Source organism: Actinomadura meridiana (assembly GCF_039537545.1).
In the GTDB taxonomy this organism is placed as follows: Bacteria; Actinomycetota; Actinomycetes; order Streptosporangiales; family Streptosporangiaceae; genus Spirillospora; species Spirillospora meridiana.
Genome location: NZ_BAABAS010000004.1, coordinates 884,637 through 900,753 on the forward strand (window position 1 = coordinate 884,637; position 16,117 = coordinate 900,753).

Genomic DNA, 16,117 nt, shown 5'->3' on the forward strand with positions numbered 1-16,117 from the left:
TCATTCACCTCGCTGGAACATGTCGGCGCCCCTTCCGCGTGACATGAATGTGCGCTGGCGGAGGAAGACCGAGGCCTCCGGCGGGCAGTAGCCGCGCCAGTCGATGTGCGGGCCGATGAGGGCGCCGCGTCCGATCACCGACCCGGGGTTCACGTGGCAGCCGTAGGCGACGCGCGCGCCGTCCCCGAGCAGGCTGCCGAACTTCTCCCGGTCCGTCTCGACCTCCCCGGACGGCAGGCAGAGCCGGACGGGAGCACGGTCGTACCGCATCGAGGCGAGTTGGGTGGAGCCGCCGAGGTTCACCCCGCGTCCGAGCAGGCTGCTGCCGACGTAGTTGAACCGCGGGATCATGCAGTCCGGCAGGATCACGGACCGCGCGACCTCGCTCGCATGGCCGATGGTGGTACCGGCGAGCACGACGCTGTCGCGGACGGTGCAGCCCTCGTACACGTGGACGCCCGGACCGAGGTAGGAACCGGTGACCACGGCGCTCGGATGGATGACCGGTTCGGGTCCGTCGGTCATGCGGCCGCGCGCGGACAGCGCGGCGACGACCGCCGGGGCGTCGAGGAGCAACTCCCACGGGGCCACGGAACCGAGCGCCGTCCACAGCGGTTCGGCCGGATCGAACAGCTCCTCCAACATGATCCCTATCCGGTTGTCGGGTCAGTGGTACGCGGAAGCGGGACGAGGCCGGGCCGGTTTCCCGGTAGGGCCGGCGGGCAGCCGCTCGGCCACGACGACGTCGGCGGGGACCATCGCGGGCAGCCGGACCCCACGCCGCAGTTCGCGCTTGACCCAGCGAGCGTCCCCGGCGGGCGGTCCCGCGACGACGGACGCCTTCAACGTCCCGCCGTCCACCCACGCGAGGGCGTCGATGACGCCGGGAACGGCGCGCAACGCGTCCTCGACCTCACGCAGGCTCACGCGCTGGTCGGCGACCTTGACGAGGTCGTCGCGACGGCCCCGATGGTAGAGGTGGCCGTCGGCGTCACGGGTGAACAGGTCGCCCGTCCACAGCTCGCGACCGCCGGAGACGGGCCGGAACACCTGGTCTGTCAGCCGCTCGTCGCCGAGGTACCCGAGAGCGAGGTTCGGCCCGCGCACGACGAGTTCGCCGGTCTCGCCGTCCGGCACCGTCCGGCCGTCGGGGTCCACCACGCGACAGGTCACGCCCGACATCGGACGGCCGACCGAGCCAGGCTTCCCGTCGACCAGAGGGGGCGCCAGGTAGGAGACCCGTTTGCACTCGGTGAGCCCGTACATGGGCATGACCTGCGACCGGGGGAACACGTCGCGGAGCCGCGCGATCAGCGGCGTCCCGAGGTGCGAACCGGTCGAGGTGATCAGGCGGACGGACTCCGCCGTGCACCGAAGGTCGGCCATCCGCGCGGTGAGCGGCCCGGCGATCGAGGGGACGAGCGGCAGCACCGTGCCGTGTCGGTCCCTGATCACGTCGATGACGTCGTCGACGAAGAGAGCGGGGACGGCGGTCAGCGCACAGTCCGCGGCGAGTGCCAGCAGGAGTTGGTACAGACCGTAGTCGAAGTGGGGGACGATGGGGCTGACGATCCTGTCCCATTCGGTGAGGCCGAGATAGCGCTGGATGCTCCGCGTGGAGAAGTCCACGGCCTCTGGCGGGACGAGTATCCCCTTCGGGGTGCCGGTGGAACCCGACGTGTAGAGCACCAGGGCGATGTCATGGGCTGCGGACATCGATGTCAGCGCGCTCGGCGGGTCCCCGGCCGGGACTCCCACCGCCACGGCCAGGTCCGTCCCGGCGGGGGTGATACGCGCGGCGGGCCGGCACTCCGCCGTGACCTGCGCGAGGAAAGGCGGGGGCGCCGTCAGCGGAACGGGGACCGGGACGCCGCCCCACATCCACGTGCCGAGCATCGCGATGGCGCTGGCCACGAAGTCGTTCACCCGGATGAGGACGGCGTCGCCGTCGCCGCTGCCCGCGATGTCCTCAAGGCGCCCGGCCGTGTCAAGGGCGGCCTGCCGCACCCGGGTGGCGGGAAGTTCCCGGCCGGCGGCGTCCTCCAGGCGGAAACCGCGTTCGTCGGCGAGGGCCAGGAGGTCCCGTACGAGGACGGGGGCCCGGCGCATGCGGGCGGTATCCGGCGTCAACAGGGCCATCGGCTCAGCAGGGCACGTTGACCTTGGCGGCCGACGGCTGAAGAAGCTTGTCTGTCAGGAAGTCGGCTAACGCCTCGATCACTTCGCCGAAGTGGGGATCGCGCAGATCGTGGTTCGCTCCGCTAATGAGGAGGTACCGCTTACCGTGTTGCGTCATCTCCCGGGCCAGCCGTCGCCGGGCCGAGGGTGGGATCTCCTCGTCCGCCGACCCCTGGATCGCGAGGACCGGCGCGGTGATCTTCGCGAGTTCCCGGTAGGTGTCGACCGAGTCGGCGTGCTCGATGAAGCGGTAGTCACTGAGGGTGCCGTCCGGCAGTTCGATCCAGCCCTGTTCGCGCCAGCGACGCATGCCCTCGTCGCGCAGCAGGCTCCGCCGCATCTCGGTGTACTCGGTGACGGGGGACTTCAGCGCAAGCGCGCGCAACCCGTCGTCGACGCGCGCCGCGGCGAGGATCGCCGCGTTGCCCGAGAAGCTGTTCCCGAGCAGCCCCAGGCGTCCAACCGAATAACGGTCACGGACATAATCGACTACATCGTTGATTTCGTAGCTTGCCTTGACAATCGTCTGTTGTCTGATTGTTCCGCCGCTGTCGCCATGGCCGCTGAGGTCTCCCACGACACAACGTATGCCGTATGGCTCCAGTTTCGCGGTGAGCGCCCTGTTGGTCGCGTTAAGTCGTAGACCAGTGAACCCGGGGAACATGATGACGGTCGGGGCCCCCGGGTCCGCGCGGGTCACGGACAACGCGAGCGATTCATGGTATCGGCTGGTCAGCCGGTCGTTCACCCACATGAACTCTCCCGCCGCTCATACCGGTCCGGCATTGCCCGACGCATATCATCCTTGCTGACGAGTGTGGCTCTTGGATTTATCGCCGTCAAGGAGACCAAGGACACCAAAGGGCGCTGGGAACGTAACATTGGTCTTATGGTTGCGGAATAGCGGCTGGGAGTTGGCGTTTATCCTCGATCAGCCGTGACCGGATACGGCCATCCAGACCTGGGCGGCCGCGAGCAGCACACTGGCCACCACCAGGATCGCCGCGGCGATTCCGATATTGCGGCTGGCCCTGCCCACCGAGAGGCTGACCTCCTGCAACCGGGCGGACGCGGCGGCGCTGCGCTCCTGGAAGATCGCGCTGGCGATCTCCAGCATCCGTGTCACGCTCCCGGAGACCGCGTCCCTGGACAGGTCGACCTCCTTCAGCTCGGCGATCCGGGAGACGATCGTGCGGAAGAACGAGCTGCCGCTGTCGCGATGTACGGCGAGCGTCTCGGAGTAGAGGTCACTCGACCAAGCGATCTGGGCAAGCAGGGTGCGCATGACCGAATGCGAACCGGCCACGTCCTCCTCCGCCGTCAGCCGGTCCAGGAAGGTGGCGCGCGTGCGCCGCACCCAGTCGGTGACGTACTTCAGCGTCACCCGCTGATGAAGAATGATCTCGGTGGCGCGGACGACGTCCTCGAGAAAGAGCTGCTTCCCGCGGTCACTGAGATGCTCCGGATGGTGCCGAGTCAGCCGTTCGACGTTGACGATCCACAGCTCGTCGGGGCGACTGCCGAGGTCCATCTCCTCCAGCGCGCGGACCTTCTCCTCGCTGTAACGGTCCATGACGTGCGACATCCGGGTGAGCCCGGCCAGCGCTCGCAGGGCCGCGACCTCCCCGCTCCGATACAGATCCTTCGGCTGGCGGACGGCCCCATCCACGGTGAAGTCGAAATCGACGACGTCATAGGTCTCGGTGTGGCGGAGCAGGACTCGGGGGGCGTCGTCGACGAGCCGGTAGCTCGACAGTGCGGACGACCAGTAACGCAGGAACTCCGCCACCAGGTCCTGCCATCGGTCCCGGACGTCCCGGCGGAACTGGTGGTAGCTCTCGATCACCTCCAACGCGTCGGCGGGCCCGCCGCGCAGCTCCGCCCGTGCGCAGATACTGAAAGCCCCGGTCGGGCCGACCTTCAGCCAGTCGAGACGCCAGGTCAGACAGCCGACGAGGTAGTCGGCCGGAGACTGCGGCCTGCTCACCAGCGGCATATAGGAGTCGCTGAACTCCTCTGAGAACGTCTGGCGGCCGTGTTCGTTGCTCCTGCCGTAGGAAGGCGGTTCGACCCGAGGGGCCCCGAACCCGGCGCCGGGCCCGGTGAACCACACCGCGATGGTGCGCAGCCACTCGGGCCGTCCTCGCTCTCGAAGGAACGCGTCCGCCGCCTCCGTCTCGACGGCCCAGCCGAGATCCGCGGCCACGATCGTGCGCAGCTCAAGCCGAGTGACCTCGAGGTCACCCCCCTGCGTGCCGCCCGCCGCTCCCGACATCGCGCTGACTCCCGACTAGTGAAAACACCACTTTCCACCCGTACTTACAGGGCCTTCTGGCTAGTCTGTGGGTAGCGTGACACACATGACCGTTTTCGGGCGCCAAAGCCCATTTCGGCATCCGGCTCGGGGCGGACGGATTCACCCGACGACACGGCTGTTCTCGTACCTCCCCGGACTGTCAAGGAGCTGCATCGCCATCGGGCGCGCACCCCTCAATCCCGGTCCGCCGGGGCCACGCACCTTCCCTGTGCCGTGCGAATGTCAGGGGGGCGGCGTCCAGTACGACCAAAGCCTCTGCCCACCGCACGGACCGCCGCACCTCCGCCGGCCCGCCCAATGCGGTCACTCGGGCACCGCGGTTCTCCCCGGCTGCGTGTCTACGAGCGGCCCGCGGCCGGTCTTACACGGAGCCCTCGGCCGCGCGCATACCTGATCACACGGGCGAGCGCGGCGGCGATCCAGGCGAGGACCAGGCCGCCCAGTCGGCGAGCGGCCAGGACCGTGTTGATCAAAAAGGGCCACTCATGAACAGAGTGGCCCTGATCTGGGTGGGCGATACTGGGCTCGAACCAGTGACCTCTTCGGTGTGAACACGATCGGGCACCCCAGCGGCACCAGCGGTTCAGGCATCCGGCCAGGTCAGAGTCACATCTTCTCTCCCACTGGAGCCCTTCCATGGAAGATCAAGTCAGTTCTGATCTCCCATAACTGACACCTCTGATCGTCGTGGGATCCGTTACCGTCGGTTACCGTTCCCGGTCAACGCAGTCACAACGGCCCCTCCACTGCGGCGAGCGTCACATGTCGTCCGACAACGGAGTCAATCAGCGCTCGCTCTCAGCACCAAGTCCGCGTGGCAGCAGCGTGTCGCCTACGGTGACAGCACTCGCTCCCAGGCAGCGAATCGCTCTCTCATTGACTCGATCTGCGCGCTGGGCACGCCGTAGGCGGTGAAGTCCCGGTCGGGGATGCGGTGCAGGTAGGAGAGCGACTCGGCGAACAGCGCGATATCGAAGCCCGGATTGTGCTCAGCCACCACGGCTAGGAGGCGGTCGTGGCTGTAACGCCCGCTGGCCAGGATCGCGTCGATGTCCAGGAAATCGCGCGGCGCCCAGCGGTTGAACAAGGCGTCCATCTTGCCGGCCACGGCATCGTCGGGGTGCAGCACCGGGCCGATCTCCAGTATCACTGGAGCATGAGCCCGCCAGAACACCCCGAGATCCACTTTGCAGGCATGGCCATCGGAATCGGCGACCGTCATCTGGACGAGGTCCGGAGTACGCCGGACCACCTCAACTCGTAGCCCCTGCCCCAGATAGCCGGCGATGACGTCGTCGGCCACCTGCCCCGGAGTGCCACGCCGAGAAGAGAACAGGTCGATGTCCTCCGAAAAACGCGCGCCCATGCCGTGAATCTGAACGGCGTGCCCACCTCCCAGCACGAAACCCCGGTCACCGACGACCTCCAGCGCAAGGCCAGCCAGCTGGTGTTGGAAGCGATCCATCAGGCGGCATGGCGAAGCTGGGAAAAGCGCCGCTCCCACAGAGCCCGGACCGGACGTGCTGGGAAGATCTCGTCCCAGTGCTTCACCAGCAGCCGGCGGTTGATCAGCCGCCGCTGATGCTCCATACCGCCCTCTTCCAACACGATCTTGTAGACGGCCGCCCGGTCATAGTCGTCATCGAGATCGAACTCGGTCCGCCCGCCCCAAGCAAGTTCCAGCGGAAGCACCACCACACCGTGCTCCGGACCCTGCAACTCTCCCAACGACTCGACCGCCGCGTACGGCTTGGTCTCGGCGTAGCTGAACGGCGCCGCCTTGTGCCCCTTCATACGCACCAGTCTGCCCCATCGACCGTCCGAAGGTCCTCGCGAATCGCGATAACCGCGTTCGGCGCCTGAACCTTGAACAGCGACCCCAGACGGTCGCCGCGGCCACGACCGATCGTCACATGTCAGCGGACGCCCGGTGGTCATTCGTCACATGCTCGTGAAGCGGACGTGGGCAGAGAGCGCGACCAGGGCGTCCCCGCAGACCGCAACCGGTCAGGGTCCGTGATGACTCCGAAGTCTGCGGGTCGAACCCGACCCCGGCCACGATGTCTGGCGCCATCGGCGGCGGTGCCCATCGGAACAACCCCGGACTGGCGACCAAGCCGATGGGGGCGGCCCCTCGATCCCGGTCAGCCGCGACTCCGGTGTTTGCCCGACCCCGTCACCTGATACACCGCCAGTCCGGCCACAGAGTTCGCGACCCGACGAGGACGTCCGGCGGGTGCCGGTGGAAGCTCATCGCTTGGGGGTCGTTGATGTCGCGCCTGCTCGTGTCACGGCTGTTCGTCCAGGCACTCGGTCACGGTGTCTGGGAACCAACGACGGCTCCCTGGCGGGCTCCGCTCACCCAGCACACGGGGGCCTGGTGCCCCGCCCAGACGACGAACTGCCGGACAAGGCCGTGCGGCACACGACGGCGGTACGACGAACTCGATCGAGACCCGCCGCGCGGGTGTCCCCGATCGAAGCTCTACCAACCGCCGGAGCCAGTCCCTGGGGTGCAGACTCGGCCCCTTCGGCAGTCGAGTGCCGAAGGAGTATGGATCGGGGTGCACTCCCACCTGCATGGCTGTGACGGGAATCGACCAGTAAGATGCCTCGTACCTTGCGTCCCCTCCGTACCACTTGGTCCTTCATCAACCGTGCCATCGAAACAAGAACTTGTTGCCGCAGAACGAGCGCGGCGTGCTCGCAAGCGTGCCGCCCGGGATGCCTCAAAGACCGATCCCGCTGTGGAAGCCTGGGCTGCGCTAGGTGTCCACGGCGCTGACACGATCAGCGCGCTCCGGGAAGCCATCGCGCTCCTGATCAGCGACCTCGCCGATCCGGACGGCTTCGCTCCGCTTCAGGACGCGGTGAACACCGTACCCACCACGGGCTTCCCCGTCATGCTGCGGAAAGCACTCGGCGAGTTGGACCCATTCCTCCTTGTCGCCCATCTGGCTCGGCTCGGGGCGGCCAGCCCGCCCTGGATCAGTCAACGCGGCCTCACGAAGGCGCTGTTGCTGGCCGAGGTGAGCCCCACCGCTGACGCGATCGGCCCTCTGCCGGATGAGGTCCGGGAGGGAGCGCTTCATTGGCGCTTGTACGTGGCCGTTCTCGGCCATCCGGCTCCACTGGCCGTGGAGGAACTCGCACCAGAACTTGAACGACTTCCCCTCGCCCTGATCGACGACCTGATCGACGGCGGATTCCTTGGGGCAGACGACCAGCCGTGGCAGCACCGGAGGGATTCCCTGGAGGGAAGCTATCTGCGAGCACGTCTGGTCCCCGAGACGGTCACCAGTGAGGAGGCCGCAGAACTCGGCTGGCCCGAGGCCGTCGCCCGTCATACCTACCTTGCAGGCGCCGACGAGACCGGGGACACAGTGCTGGACATGCTGATCGACCTGCACCGTGGAGACCGGTCCCGGCTCTTCGACCTCCGGGCCGCACTTCCGAACCGGCAGCGTGGGCTGCTCCAAACCATTATCGAGGGGGCCCAAGTCGGCCGCTGGCCCAATGCCGTCACGGCCGACCGTGGCCTCTGGCGGCTTCTCGCCGCCCAGTGGGGCGCCTCGATCAGCTCGAACGCCACTCGCGCCAAGCCGATCGACCCGAACCAAGGGGCTTTTCATTCCTGGCGCGCGTTCTGCGCGGCCTACGACCGGATACTCGCCGGAGATATCGATGGCGCCGTCCGGCAGGCAGCCCTCTTCCAGAGCACCGACATCACCGGTGGACGCCTCGGCGCGGAGATCAACAATGTCCGCGCTTACCTCGCCATGCGACCGGCCAGGAACCGGCGAGAGGATCTCGATGCCGCCGAGGAAATACTGGAGGGCATCGTCGACGCACATCCCCAGGTCAAGCTGAACCTGGTACTCGTTCATGAGCGGAAGCACATCCGTCTCAATGACCGGGAGTCCTGGGAGAATCCCTACTTCGTTCTCGGGCTGCCCCATGGTGATCCCGACTGGACGCCTCGATGGCGGGAACTGAGCCGACGGCATCGTGATGACGTTGACGCGCTCGCTCGTGTTAACCGGGCGTGGCAGCGTATCCGTGACGCCGGGCAGGCCACGGGGTTCTTCAGAGTCCCCCTCGACGATGATGTCCTGGATGCCCCGCCACAGCGCTCATCCGCGTTGGTTCCGCCACTTCCAGCACTGTCTCGACGTACGACCACGACCGCTGACGACCTCGACTTCGTCAAGGCGCTGGCAGCGCCAGATCTGCTCAATGAGTTCGACGACACGGCAAGGGGTGACCACGATCGCCAGTAAGACCCCTCGCGGTAAGGCGGGCAAGGCACACAAGAGGAAGGTGGCCATCCGCGGGCCCCGACAGGGTCGGCCGAGGCCCCAGCCTCTCCCGGTGGCGCCTCCGCTCGATGCCCGCGAGTTGGTGCGGGAGTTCACCGAGGTGGCCGCGAAACTCATCGGTGAGCGCGGCCCCGCGCCGCTCGCGAAGGAGCAGGTCTCCGCCATCGTCCGACAAGCAGTATTCGCGGCTCTGCGCGATCGTAAGCGGCATCACGCTCAGATCATCGAGCTCGACCGGCTGGTGAGGCGGGAGACAAGCAACAGGAGGCTCAGAGAACGCTTGCCCGGCTGGCTCGCACGGACTGACCTATCCAGAGTTGACGTGCTGGACAGCACGACCAAGGATTTGTTCACCGTCCTCAATCCGGACGACGGCGGCGACTGTGTTCGGGTCGTGCATCCGGCGTACGTGGACACAGGCACGGGAGCCTTGGTGCAGAGCGGCCAACTGAGAATCGGCGATCATGACCTGCATGCCAAGAAGAGCTGGTGTGTGCTGCTTGAGGAGCTGACAGCCGGCGCGGAGGAAGTGACCGGCTCCGCAGAGGGGGACTGAACATGGCCACAGGGATCGATTTCGGGACCACCAACTCGGTCATCGCCCAGTGGAACGGCTCGGAGGTCGAGCCGCTCTCCCTCGACGGCGACAACTTGAACGCGGACTGGTTCTATCCCTCCTTCGAGAACCTTTTCCCGACCGTGGCGGGCCAGAGTTCACTGCGGCAGGGCCTGCTGTACGGCTGGGAGGCGAAGCTTCGTTCACAGCGCACCATCGAGGCGTGCAAGCGCATGCTCAAGAGTGACGGCGCCGTGCAGGTCGGCAGCCGCCGCTTCCCGGCAATTAGCGTGGCGGCCGGTGTCTTCGCCGCCATGCGGGAGCGGGCGAACAGCGTGCTCACCGATATCGAAAGCGCGGTCATCACCGTCCCGGCGAATGCGAAGGGCGGTGCGCGCTACCGTACCCGCGCGGCCGCGGACGCGGCCGGAATCAAGGTGAAGGCGTTGCTCAACGAGCCCACGGCCGCGGCTCTCGCGTACATGCATCATCTCCAGGAGGAGGGCACCATCATGGTGTTCGACTGGGGAGGCGGCACCATTGATGTCACGGTCCTAGAGCACGTGGACGGCTTCTTCCACGAGAAGATCTCCCACGGCATCACGCAGCTCGGCGGTATCGAGGTCGACCTCCGGCTTCGCGACCTCGTCATCGGCAGACTCAGGCGCGTGCCCGAGTTCACTCCAACGGAGGAGAGGCAGTTCGCCCTCGCGATCGAGCAGACCAAGATCCGCCTGTCCACCGAGGAATCGGTGCACGTGGAGGTCCCCGGCCGCTCGTCCGTCGAGATCGCGCGCACGGAGCTGGAAGAGGCGATCACGGATCTTGTCGAGGAGGCCCTCCAGCCGGCCCGGCGGTGCCTGAACGAACTGGGCATGAAACCGACCGAGGTGGACGACATCCTCATGATCGGCGGGACCAGCCAGATCCCGTCCGTCCGCCGTGCGGTGGAGCGACTGATGGGCGACGAGACGGTCAGTACCGGGCTGTGCGACCCGATGACGGCGGTCGCCGAGGGCGCCGCCGTCGCGGCGGCATTGTTCGATCGCGAGATCGACGGCGTCCTCAAGGTCACGTCGATGTACGCGCTCGGCACCACGCACCAACCTGGCGGGCGGAACGCGAAGATGGTCTTCAGTCCCCTCATCAAGGCGGGGTCGCCGCTTCCGGCGGTCCACGAGAAGAGCTACATGCCGAACGGCGAGTTCGTCAGCCAGGTCTCCATCCCGATCTGGGAGGCGGACCCGGAGAGGCCGTTGCATGACCCGGAGAACTTCCAGCTCACGACGCTGAAAGTGGAGTTCCCCGAACGACTTGCCCGCGAAGACGCCGAGTTCCACCTGAAGTACACCTACACCGACGAAGGTCTGCTGCAGGTCCGGGCCACACTGGCCGCGACAGGTGAGGTGCTCTTGGACGAGGAGATCCGCGACTTCGCGCACGGCGGCTGCCTGCCGGCCCACCAGATCAGACAGGACCTGCGTGAGCTCGCCCTGACACCGCCCTTGCAGGAGTTCCGGCGCCCCAAGCCGAAGCCCGCGCAGCCCCAGGTTCCCACGCCGAAGGTCCTCGCGAAGCATGCGAAGGAACGAGCGGCGGGCGTCGAATCAGTGGACGATCGCTCCTTTGTCGTGGACGGCTCGAACATCGCATGGCAGGGCAAGGACCGCACACGCGGCGAGAAGCCCAGCTTCAGTCGGCTGACTGACGCGGTCGCAGCCCTCTCCAAGGAATACCCGGGTGCCCGGATCACGGTGTTCGTCGATCCGGCTCTCCGCCATCAGATCGAGCCAGCGGAGCAGGCAGCCCTCAACGCGGCCATCGGCAACGAGGAGGTTCTCCAGGTTCCCTCCGGTACGCATGGGAAAGCCGACCGTTCGGTCACGGAACTGGCCGGACGAACCGGCGCCACCGTGGTCACCAATGACAACTACGCCGAACTCCAGGTGGAGTACCCCTGGCTCATGGACGAGAAGCGAGTCCTCGGTGCGCAGTACGCCGGCGGCATCTGGATGTTTCTCTCCCGAACACCGGTGCGGCCTCGGCGGAGGTGACTCGGCCCCGCCCCCTATATCGGAGCACCCACCGCATTCCAGCTCACGAAGGATGGTCGGATTGGCCAGCCTCTAACACCAATGCCGCAATTGTCGTATCGTCTCCTTCGAAGGCAACGAGCGAAGCGAGGCGCGTGCATGCCCGTCGAGGAGACCAAGCAAGAGATCGGCACGCTGATCAATCAGGTCTCCGCAGGTGAGATCCGGCTTCCGGAGATCCAGCGTGGCTACGTGTGGAAACCAACGCAAGTTGCCAAATTGGTCGACTCGCTCTACCGCGGCTACCCGTCCGGGTCTCTCCTGTTCTGGCGGACGACGGAGGTACCGGAGACCCGGGAGATGGCGGTCGGTACCACGCCCGGCAGTTCGCCTCTGCCACCGCTCTTCCTGCTGGACGGTCAGCAGCGCCTCACGTCCCTGCATCGGGTGTTCACCGACGCACTTGAGGCGCAGATCGTCTTCAACGTGGAGACGGAGGTCTTCCAGAACCAGAGTGCGGCCACCGCGAACGACGCCCGCTGGATCAAGGTGCACGATGTCCTGCGCAAGGACGCCGACTTGTTCGAAATCCACGCGAAACTGCTGGAAGCGGGCGTGCGCACTGGGTCCACCGAACTCGGCAGGCGGTTGAGCCGCCTTGCCGGGATCTCCCAGCGGAAGTTCTACATGGAGATCCTCACCGACTTCGGCTACGACGAAGTCGCGCAGATCTTCGTGCGGGTGAACAGCGGCCGGGCCCTGAAGACCAGCGACCTGGCCCTGGTCACCCTGTCGGCGCGGTGGCCGGGCGTCCTCGAGAAGCTGCAGGACGAGGCCGACCACTGGGCGCACCATCACTACCGTGATCTCGACATCATGTTCCTCACCCGTGCGTTGACCGGTGCGGTTCTCGGGCGCGGCCTGTCGACGTGGTCGCACTCACGCCTCGCCGCGGCCACCGACGAGGAGCTCGAGCAAGGGCTGGCGCACCGTCAGGCGGGGGCTGCGCCACCTGGTCCCCCTCCTCCAGCAGAATCTGCGGATCACGAACAGCGCGCTCATCCCGTCCCACATCTCGCTGCTGCCGCTGATCGTGCTGCTGGGCGAGCGTCCGCATGCGCCATTGGACGCCGAGACGAGAGACGGGATCCTCTACTGGTTTCTCCTCGCCGGTCTCCGCAACCGCTACAGCGGCTCGACCGACACCCGTCTCGGCCAGGACATCCCGGCCGCCCGTGAGCCTGAGCCGGTCAAGCACCTGCTCACCAACCTCGGCGTCGTCGGAAGCCATGTTGAGGTCACGCCGCAGGACCTCGCGGGCAAGACCCGGGAGAGCGCCTACTTCACGCTCAGCTACCTGGTGTGCAAAGACGCGGGCGCCAAGGACTGATGGTTCGGCACGGAGATCTCCGCGACCGCGGAAGACGCCCAGAAGCTGGAGTACCACCACATCCATCCCCAGGCCACGTTGAAGAACCATCCGAAACGGTACGGCAAGGCCGAGATCAACGACCTGGCGAACCTGGCCTTCATCTCGGGACCGGCCAATCGCAAGATCAGCGACCGGTCGCCCAGCGTTTACTTCGTCGATCCTCAGCTCCCACCGCTGACCGAGGACGAACTGTGCGCCCATTTCGTCCCGTTCGATGTGCAGTTGCGCGACGCGGCCGCATTCCGCAAGTTCCTCTCCGCTCGCCGCAGGCTGCTGGCGGCGGCCATGACGGAGTTACTCGACCGCTTCCGCCCGAGTTGGCTCGACCAGTCCGTCGACCGGGTCGAACAGCAGCCCGGGTGCTCTCTGCAGTTCGACCTGTACCGGAGTAGCTGGGACATCGGCCGCATGGTGGCGACGGCGAAAACCGACGACCTCGACCTGACGTTCGAATGGACGGGTTCTTTCGTATTCGGCGACCTGGTCATCGCCATCGATCAGGCAGACAACGGAACCGACAGCGACATGAACATCGCCGGGGAGTCAGCGCCCGTACGGGTGGAGAACGACACGGTCGAGATCGCGATCGGCCCCTTCCTCGTCACCGGAACCATCACCGCCTGGCGGGAGATGATGGAGCGCGAGGAGCAGAACGCCCGCCCGATCTCCCAGTGCCCCGAACTCGACGAGTCCCCCTGGACGGACGACCGGCTACCTTTCCCCGTGACCAGCGTCGAGTAGGAGCGGTCCGCGACAATAACCCCTCCCAAGCCCTACCTTCCGCCACAAGCCGTGCGATACCGTCTTTGACGGGGATTCGGATCGTGGCAGGTGGAAGCGCACATGGCCGGAGATTTTCGACCGTCGAACTTGAAGCACGGCACGCGAACGGCAAAGCCGAAGGCGGTCGACGAACTGGCCCGGGGCACCCGATCCAATCTGGCCATCGGGGTGGACCCAGATGTTCTCGTCCGAGTGCTTCGGGCGGAAGGAAATGCTGCGGCGGCATTGGAACTGGCGCTCTGGCAGGTGCAGGGCGAGATCGCGGCGACAAAGCTGGGCGACCCGACCACTCCGGGATTGCGCCATCTCCGGAGGCAGCGGCGCCTGCTCCTCGATGTCCACGGAAAACTGGCCTCGCGCGCGCACGGCCGACTACGGCGCGAGCTAGGTAAGGCCGACGCGCAGCCTGCGGTTAAATCGGTGATCCGAACGATCGCCGGTAAGCGGGCCAAGAACCGAAAACAAGCGGACTTCATGCGTGTCGTCAAAGCCTATGAGAAGCTGGGTGGTTTCCCGGAGGCTCAGCAAGAGGGCAAGCGGATGACCGAACGAGCGGCCGCGCAGAGGTCTCGCGACGGTGCGTCTCAGGCGCCGATCGGCCAAAGCAAGGACGGCATCTCCGGTTTCCGCCCCTCCGCGAGGATGCCCACCTGGCGGCAGACGCTTCACCGCGAACACCTGCGCCGGGGTGTCCTTCCGATTCCCGCCGGAGTGAGGATCACCGGTAAGCGTGCGGGGCGCGGCGTTTCCCTGGGGATCGATCACCGGTCGCGGACGGAGGCGGGCAGGGTCCAGGTGTCGAGGACGAGGGTGAGTGAGGACGGCTCGCATCTGATCCTTGAGCCGCCCGGTTGGCCCGCCGACTTCTTCCCCGGGATCGTCCTGGAGATGTCCTGGATACCGGAACGTGGAACGTTCGTCGGGCAGACCCACGAGCTCGACCGTCCGCTGGTGGTCCACGGAACGGCCGCCAGGATCGACGGCCGTCACGTCGGGCACCGGTACGATCCTCGGGTCGTCGCCAGGGAGACCGCACCCGGCGGCCCCGGAACCGTGGTCCCGAAGGGCCTGAGCGAGACCGACTGGGTGCTAAGGGCACTTCATGTCCTCGGATACCTCGATGCCGAAGGACGCGCGATCCTGGCGGAGGACGCACTGGAGCGCAACATGGTGGGGGAGCTCGGATTTCCACGCGGGCAGGTCCACCGGATCAGCCCGGCCGTGGCCCAGCTCATCGGTTCCGGTCTGGTCAACCGGGTCACGGGGTCCCTCGACTCGCGCGGAACTCCCGTCTATCCGCCGGTTCCGGGACGAACTCCGGTGACGCTCCTGAGCTTTTCTCCGTTCGTCCCAGCACCCGGCCGACCGGAGGCGCACGCCCAGAAGCGGAAGCGTCCCATGGACGTTGCGGAGCAGAGGGCGCACACTGTCTCAGGATTCGTCCGGCGGCTACCGGCAGGCCACAGTCCCAGCGATGAGGCGATCGACGCGCACAAGGACGCGCAACGCGCCGCGGAACTGGCCAACCGGGAGCCGTTGAAGCCCGGTTACACCTTCGTCCGCCGACACCACCGAAACGGGGAAGGCATTGAACGGCGCCGTCGTTAGCAGGCGGCGGTGCACGGCTGGGAGAGCGTTTCGCGCATCAGGAGTCCGCGGGGAAGGTGGCGCGGACGGTGCGGCCGCGTGGGCCGCCCATCCATGACCAGGTGGCCGCCAGGGCCTCCACGGTGAGCAGGCCGCGGCCGCCCTCCGCCAGCTCGTCGGCGACGTGGACGCGCGGCTCACCCGGGCCTCCCTCGTCGGCCACCAGCACGATGACCCCGGCCACGTCCTTCTGGATGTCCACGGCGAAGTGCCCGCCGTCCTGGCCCGACCGGGTGTGGGCGAGTGCGTTCACGGCCAGCTCGTCCAGGACGAGCAGAACGTCGTCCAGGGCCGGGAACCCGGCGAGCAGGTGCGCGGCGAAGGCCCGGACGACCCGGACCTGATCGGTCGTGCCCGGGAACTCGCGGCGCCAGAACATCATCGTGTCGCCGTCGGCCAGGACGGGAATGGCGAGCAGCATTGATCACCTCGCGGGGGTGGGAACGGTGTGCGATCGAGCCGTTCCATCCTCACCGTGAGTCCCTCTCCGGTACGGCTCGGTAGCCATCCGGGCCGCTCATCTCGCGGATCGGCACGGTCCGGCATCGCATGTTCGCTCGCGTCGCGTCAACGAGCGGAACGGTTCACGTGCAAACGTTCACCGCGGGAACGCCACCGAACGGACCGGCATCCACCGGATTCGGCACTCGAGCCGACCATTGAGGACACGCTCAGAAAGCAATCTGCCACACAGTTCTTGTGCCGATCCTCTTGGGCGGCGTACTCCCTCCCCGCCAACCGGCACGGTCTCTTTGACAGAACAGGCTGGTTCGTCGAGATGTGCATTATCATCACATCTCGCTGCGGAGAACACAGGTTCAGTATCGAACCTGTCGGCCTGGCGGGATTGCC

General features: G+C 66.8%; 13 protein-coding genes. 6 read left to right on the top strand and 7 right to left on the bottom strand.

The annotated features are described in order from the left end of the window. The 6 genes from ABD808_RS08210 to ABD808_RS08235 all read right to left on the bottom strand — a co-directional run bounded on the left by ABD808_RS08210 (position 1) and on the right by ABD808_RS08235 (position 6,289). Positions 1–645, bottom strand: coding sequence for a GlgC family sugar phosphate nucleotidyltransferase (locus ABD808_RS08210; RefSeq protein WP_344892266.1), 645 nt, complete (start codon positions 643–645; stop codon positions 1–3). A gap of 21 nt (positions 646–666) precedes the next feature. Continuing rightward, positions 667–2,139, bottom strand: a complete 1,473-nt coding sequence (locus tag ABD808_RS08215; protein WP_344892269.1) for a class I adenylate-forming enzyme family protein — start codon at positions 2,137–2,139, stop codon at positions 667–669. 4 nt (positions 2,140–2,143) lie between these two features. Further along, complete coding sequence (locus ABD808_RS08220; RefSeq protein WP_344892272.1) at positions 2,144–2,926, bottom strand: alpha/beta hydrolase; 783 nt, start codon at positions 2,924–2,926, stop codon at positions 2,144–2,146. 183 nt (positions 2,927–3,109) lie between these two features. Beyond that, positions 3,110–4,453, bottom strand: a complete 1,344-nt coding sequence (locus ABD808_RS08225) for a hypothetical protein (RefSeq protein ID WP_344892275.1) — start codon at positions 4,451–4,453, stop codon at positions 3,110–3,112. A gap of 874 nt (positions 4,454–5,327) precedes the next feature. After that, entirely contained in the window at positions 5,328–5,960 is a 633-nt protein-coding gene (locus tag ABD808_RS08230; RefSeq protein WP_344892277.1) for a nucleotidyl transferase AbiEii/AbiGii toxin family protein, read from the bottom strand. Beyond that, positions 5,960–6,289 carry a hypothetical protein gene (locus ABD808_RS08235; protein WP_344892280.1) on the bottom strand — a complete coding sequence of 110 codons (330 nt, stop codon included), beginning with the start codon at positions 6,287–6,289 and terminating at the stop codon, positions 5,960–5,962. Before ABD808_RS08235 ends, ABD808_RS08230 begins: the two co-directional genes overlap by 1 nt. Before the next feature lie 953 nt (positions 6,290–7,242). On the opposite strand from ABD808_RS08235, the gene ABD808_RS08240 reads away from it, so the two are divergent. The 6 genes from ABD808_RS08240 to ABD808_RS08265 all read left to right on the top strand — a co-directional run bounded on the left by ABD808_RS08240 (position 7,243) and on the right by ABD808_RS08265 (position 15,226). Beyond that, positions 7,243–8,775: a hypothetical protein gene (locus tag ABD808_RS08240; protein WP_344892283.1), complete on the top strand. Its 1,533-nt coding sequence runs from the start codon at positions 7,243–7,245 to the stop codon at positions 8,773–8,775. 91 nt (positions 8,776–8,866) lie between these two features. Continuing rightward, entirely contained in the window at positions 8,867–9,370 is a 504-nt protein-coding gene (locus ABD808_RS08245) for a hypothetical protein (RefSeq protein ID WP_344892286.1), read from the top strand. A 2-nt stretch (positions 9,371–9,372) separates the two neighbouring features. Beyond that, positions 9,373–11,424: an Hsp70 family protein gene (locus ABD808_RS08250; protein ID WP_344892289.1), complete on the top strand. Its 2,052-nt coding sequence runs from the start codon at positions 9,373–9,375 to the stop codon at positions 11,422–11,424. 138 nt (positions 11,425–11,562) lie between these two features. Next, entirely contained in the window at positions 11,563–12,642 is a 1,080-nt protein-coding gene (locus ABD808_RS08255; protein ID WP_344892292.1) for a DUF262 domain-containing protein, read from the top strand. A 229-nt stretch (positions 12,643–12,871) separates the two neighbouring features. Next, on the top strand, positions 12,872–13,576 hold the full coding sequence (locus tag ABD808_RS08260; protein ID WP_344892295.1) for a hypothetical protein: 705 nt from the start codon (positions 12,872–12,874) through the stop codon (positions 13,574–13,576). A 90-nt stretch (positions 13,577–13,666) separates the two neighbouring features. Next, a complete protein-coding gene (locus ABD808_RS08265; protein WP_344892298.1) occupies positions 13,667–15,226 on the top strand; it encodes a hypothetical protein in 1,560 nt (519 codons plus the stop codon). Between the two features lie 37 nt (positions 15,227–15,263). Here ABD808_RS08265 and ABD808_RS08270 read toward each other — a convergent pair whose 3' ends face one another. Continuing rightward, on the bottom strand, positions 15,264–15,686 hold the full coding sequence (locus tag ABD808_RS08270; RefSeq protein WP_344892301.1) for an ATP-binding protein: 423 nt from the start codon (positions 15,684–15,686) through the stop codon (positions 15,264–15,266). Between the last annotated feature and the right edge of the window lie 431 nt (positions 15,687–16,117).

Coding starts and splice junctions, on each gene's coding strand:
- ABD808_RS08210 (WP_344892266.1), bottom strand. CDS start 645: ATGTTGGAGGAGCTGTTCGATCCGGCCGAACCGCTGTGGACGGCGCTC.
- ABD808_RS08215 (WP_344892269.1), bottom strand. CDS start 2,139: ATGGCCCTGTTGACGCCGGATACCGCCCGCATGCGCCGGGCCCCCGTC.
- ABD808_RS08225 (WP_344892275.1), bottom strand. CDS start 4,453: ATGTCGGGAGCGGCGGGCGGCACGCAGGGGGGTGACCTCGAGGTCACT.
- ABD808_RS08230 (WP_344892277.1), bottom strand. CDS start 5,960: ATGGATCGCTTCCAACACCAGCTGGCTGGCCTTGCGCTGGAGGTCGTC.
- ABD808_RS08235 (WP_344892280.1), bottom strand. CDS start 6,289: ATGAAGGGGCACAAGGCGGCGCCGTTCAGCTACGCCGAGACCAAGCCG.
- ABD808_RS08250 (WP_344892289.1), top strand. CDS start 9,373: ATGGCCACAGGGATCGATTTCGGGACCACCAACTCGGTCATCGCCCAG.
- ABD808_RS08255 (WP_344892292.1), top strand. CDS start 11,563: ATGCCCGTCGAGGAGACCAAGCAAGAGATCGGCACGCTGATCAATCAG.
- ABD808_RS08270 (WP_344892301.1), bottom strand. CDS start 15,686: ATGCTGCTCGCCATTCCCGTCCTGGCCGACGGCGACACGATGATGTTC.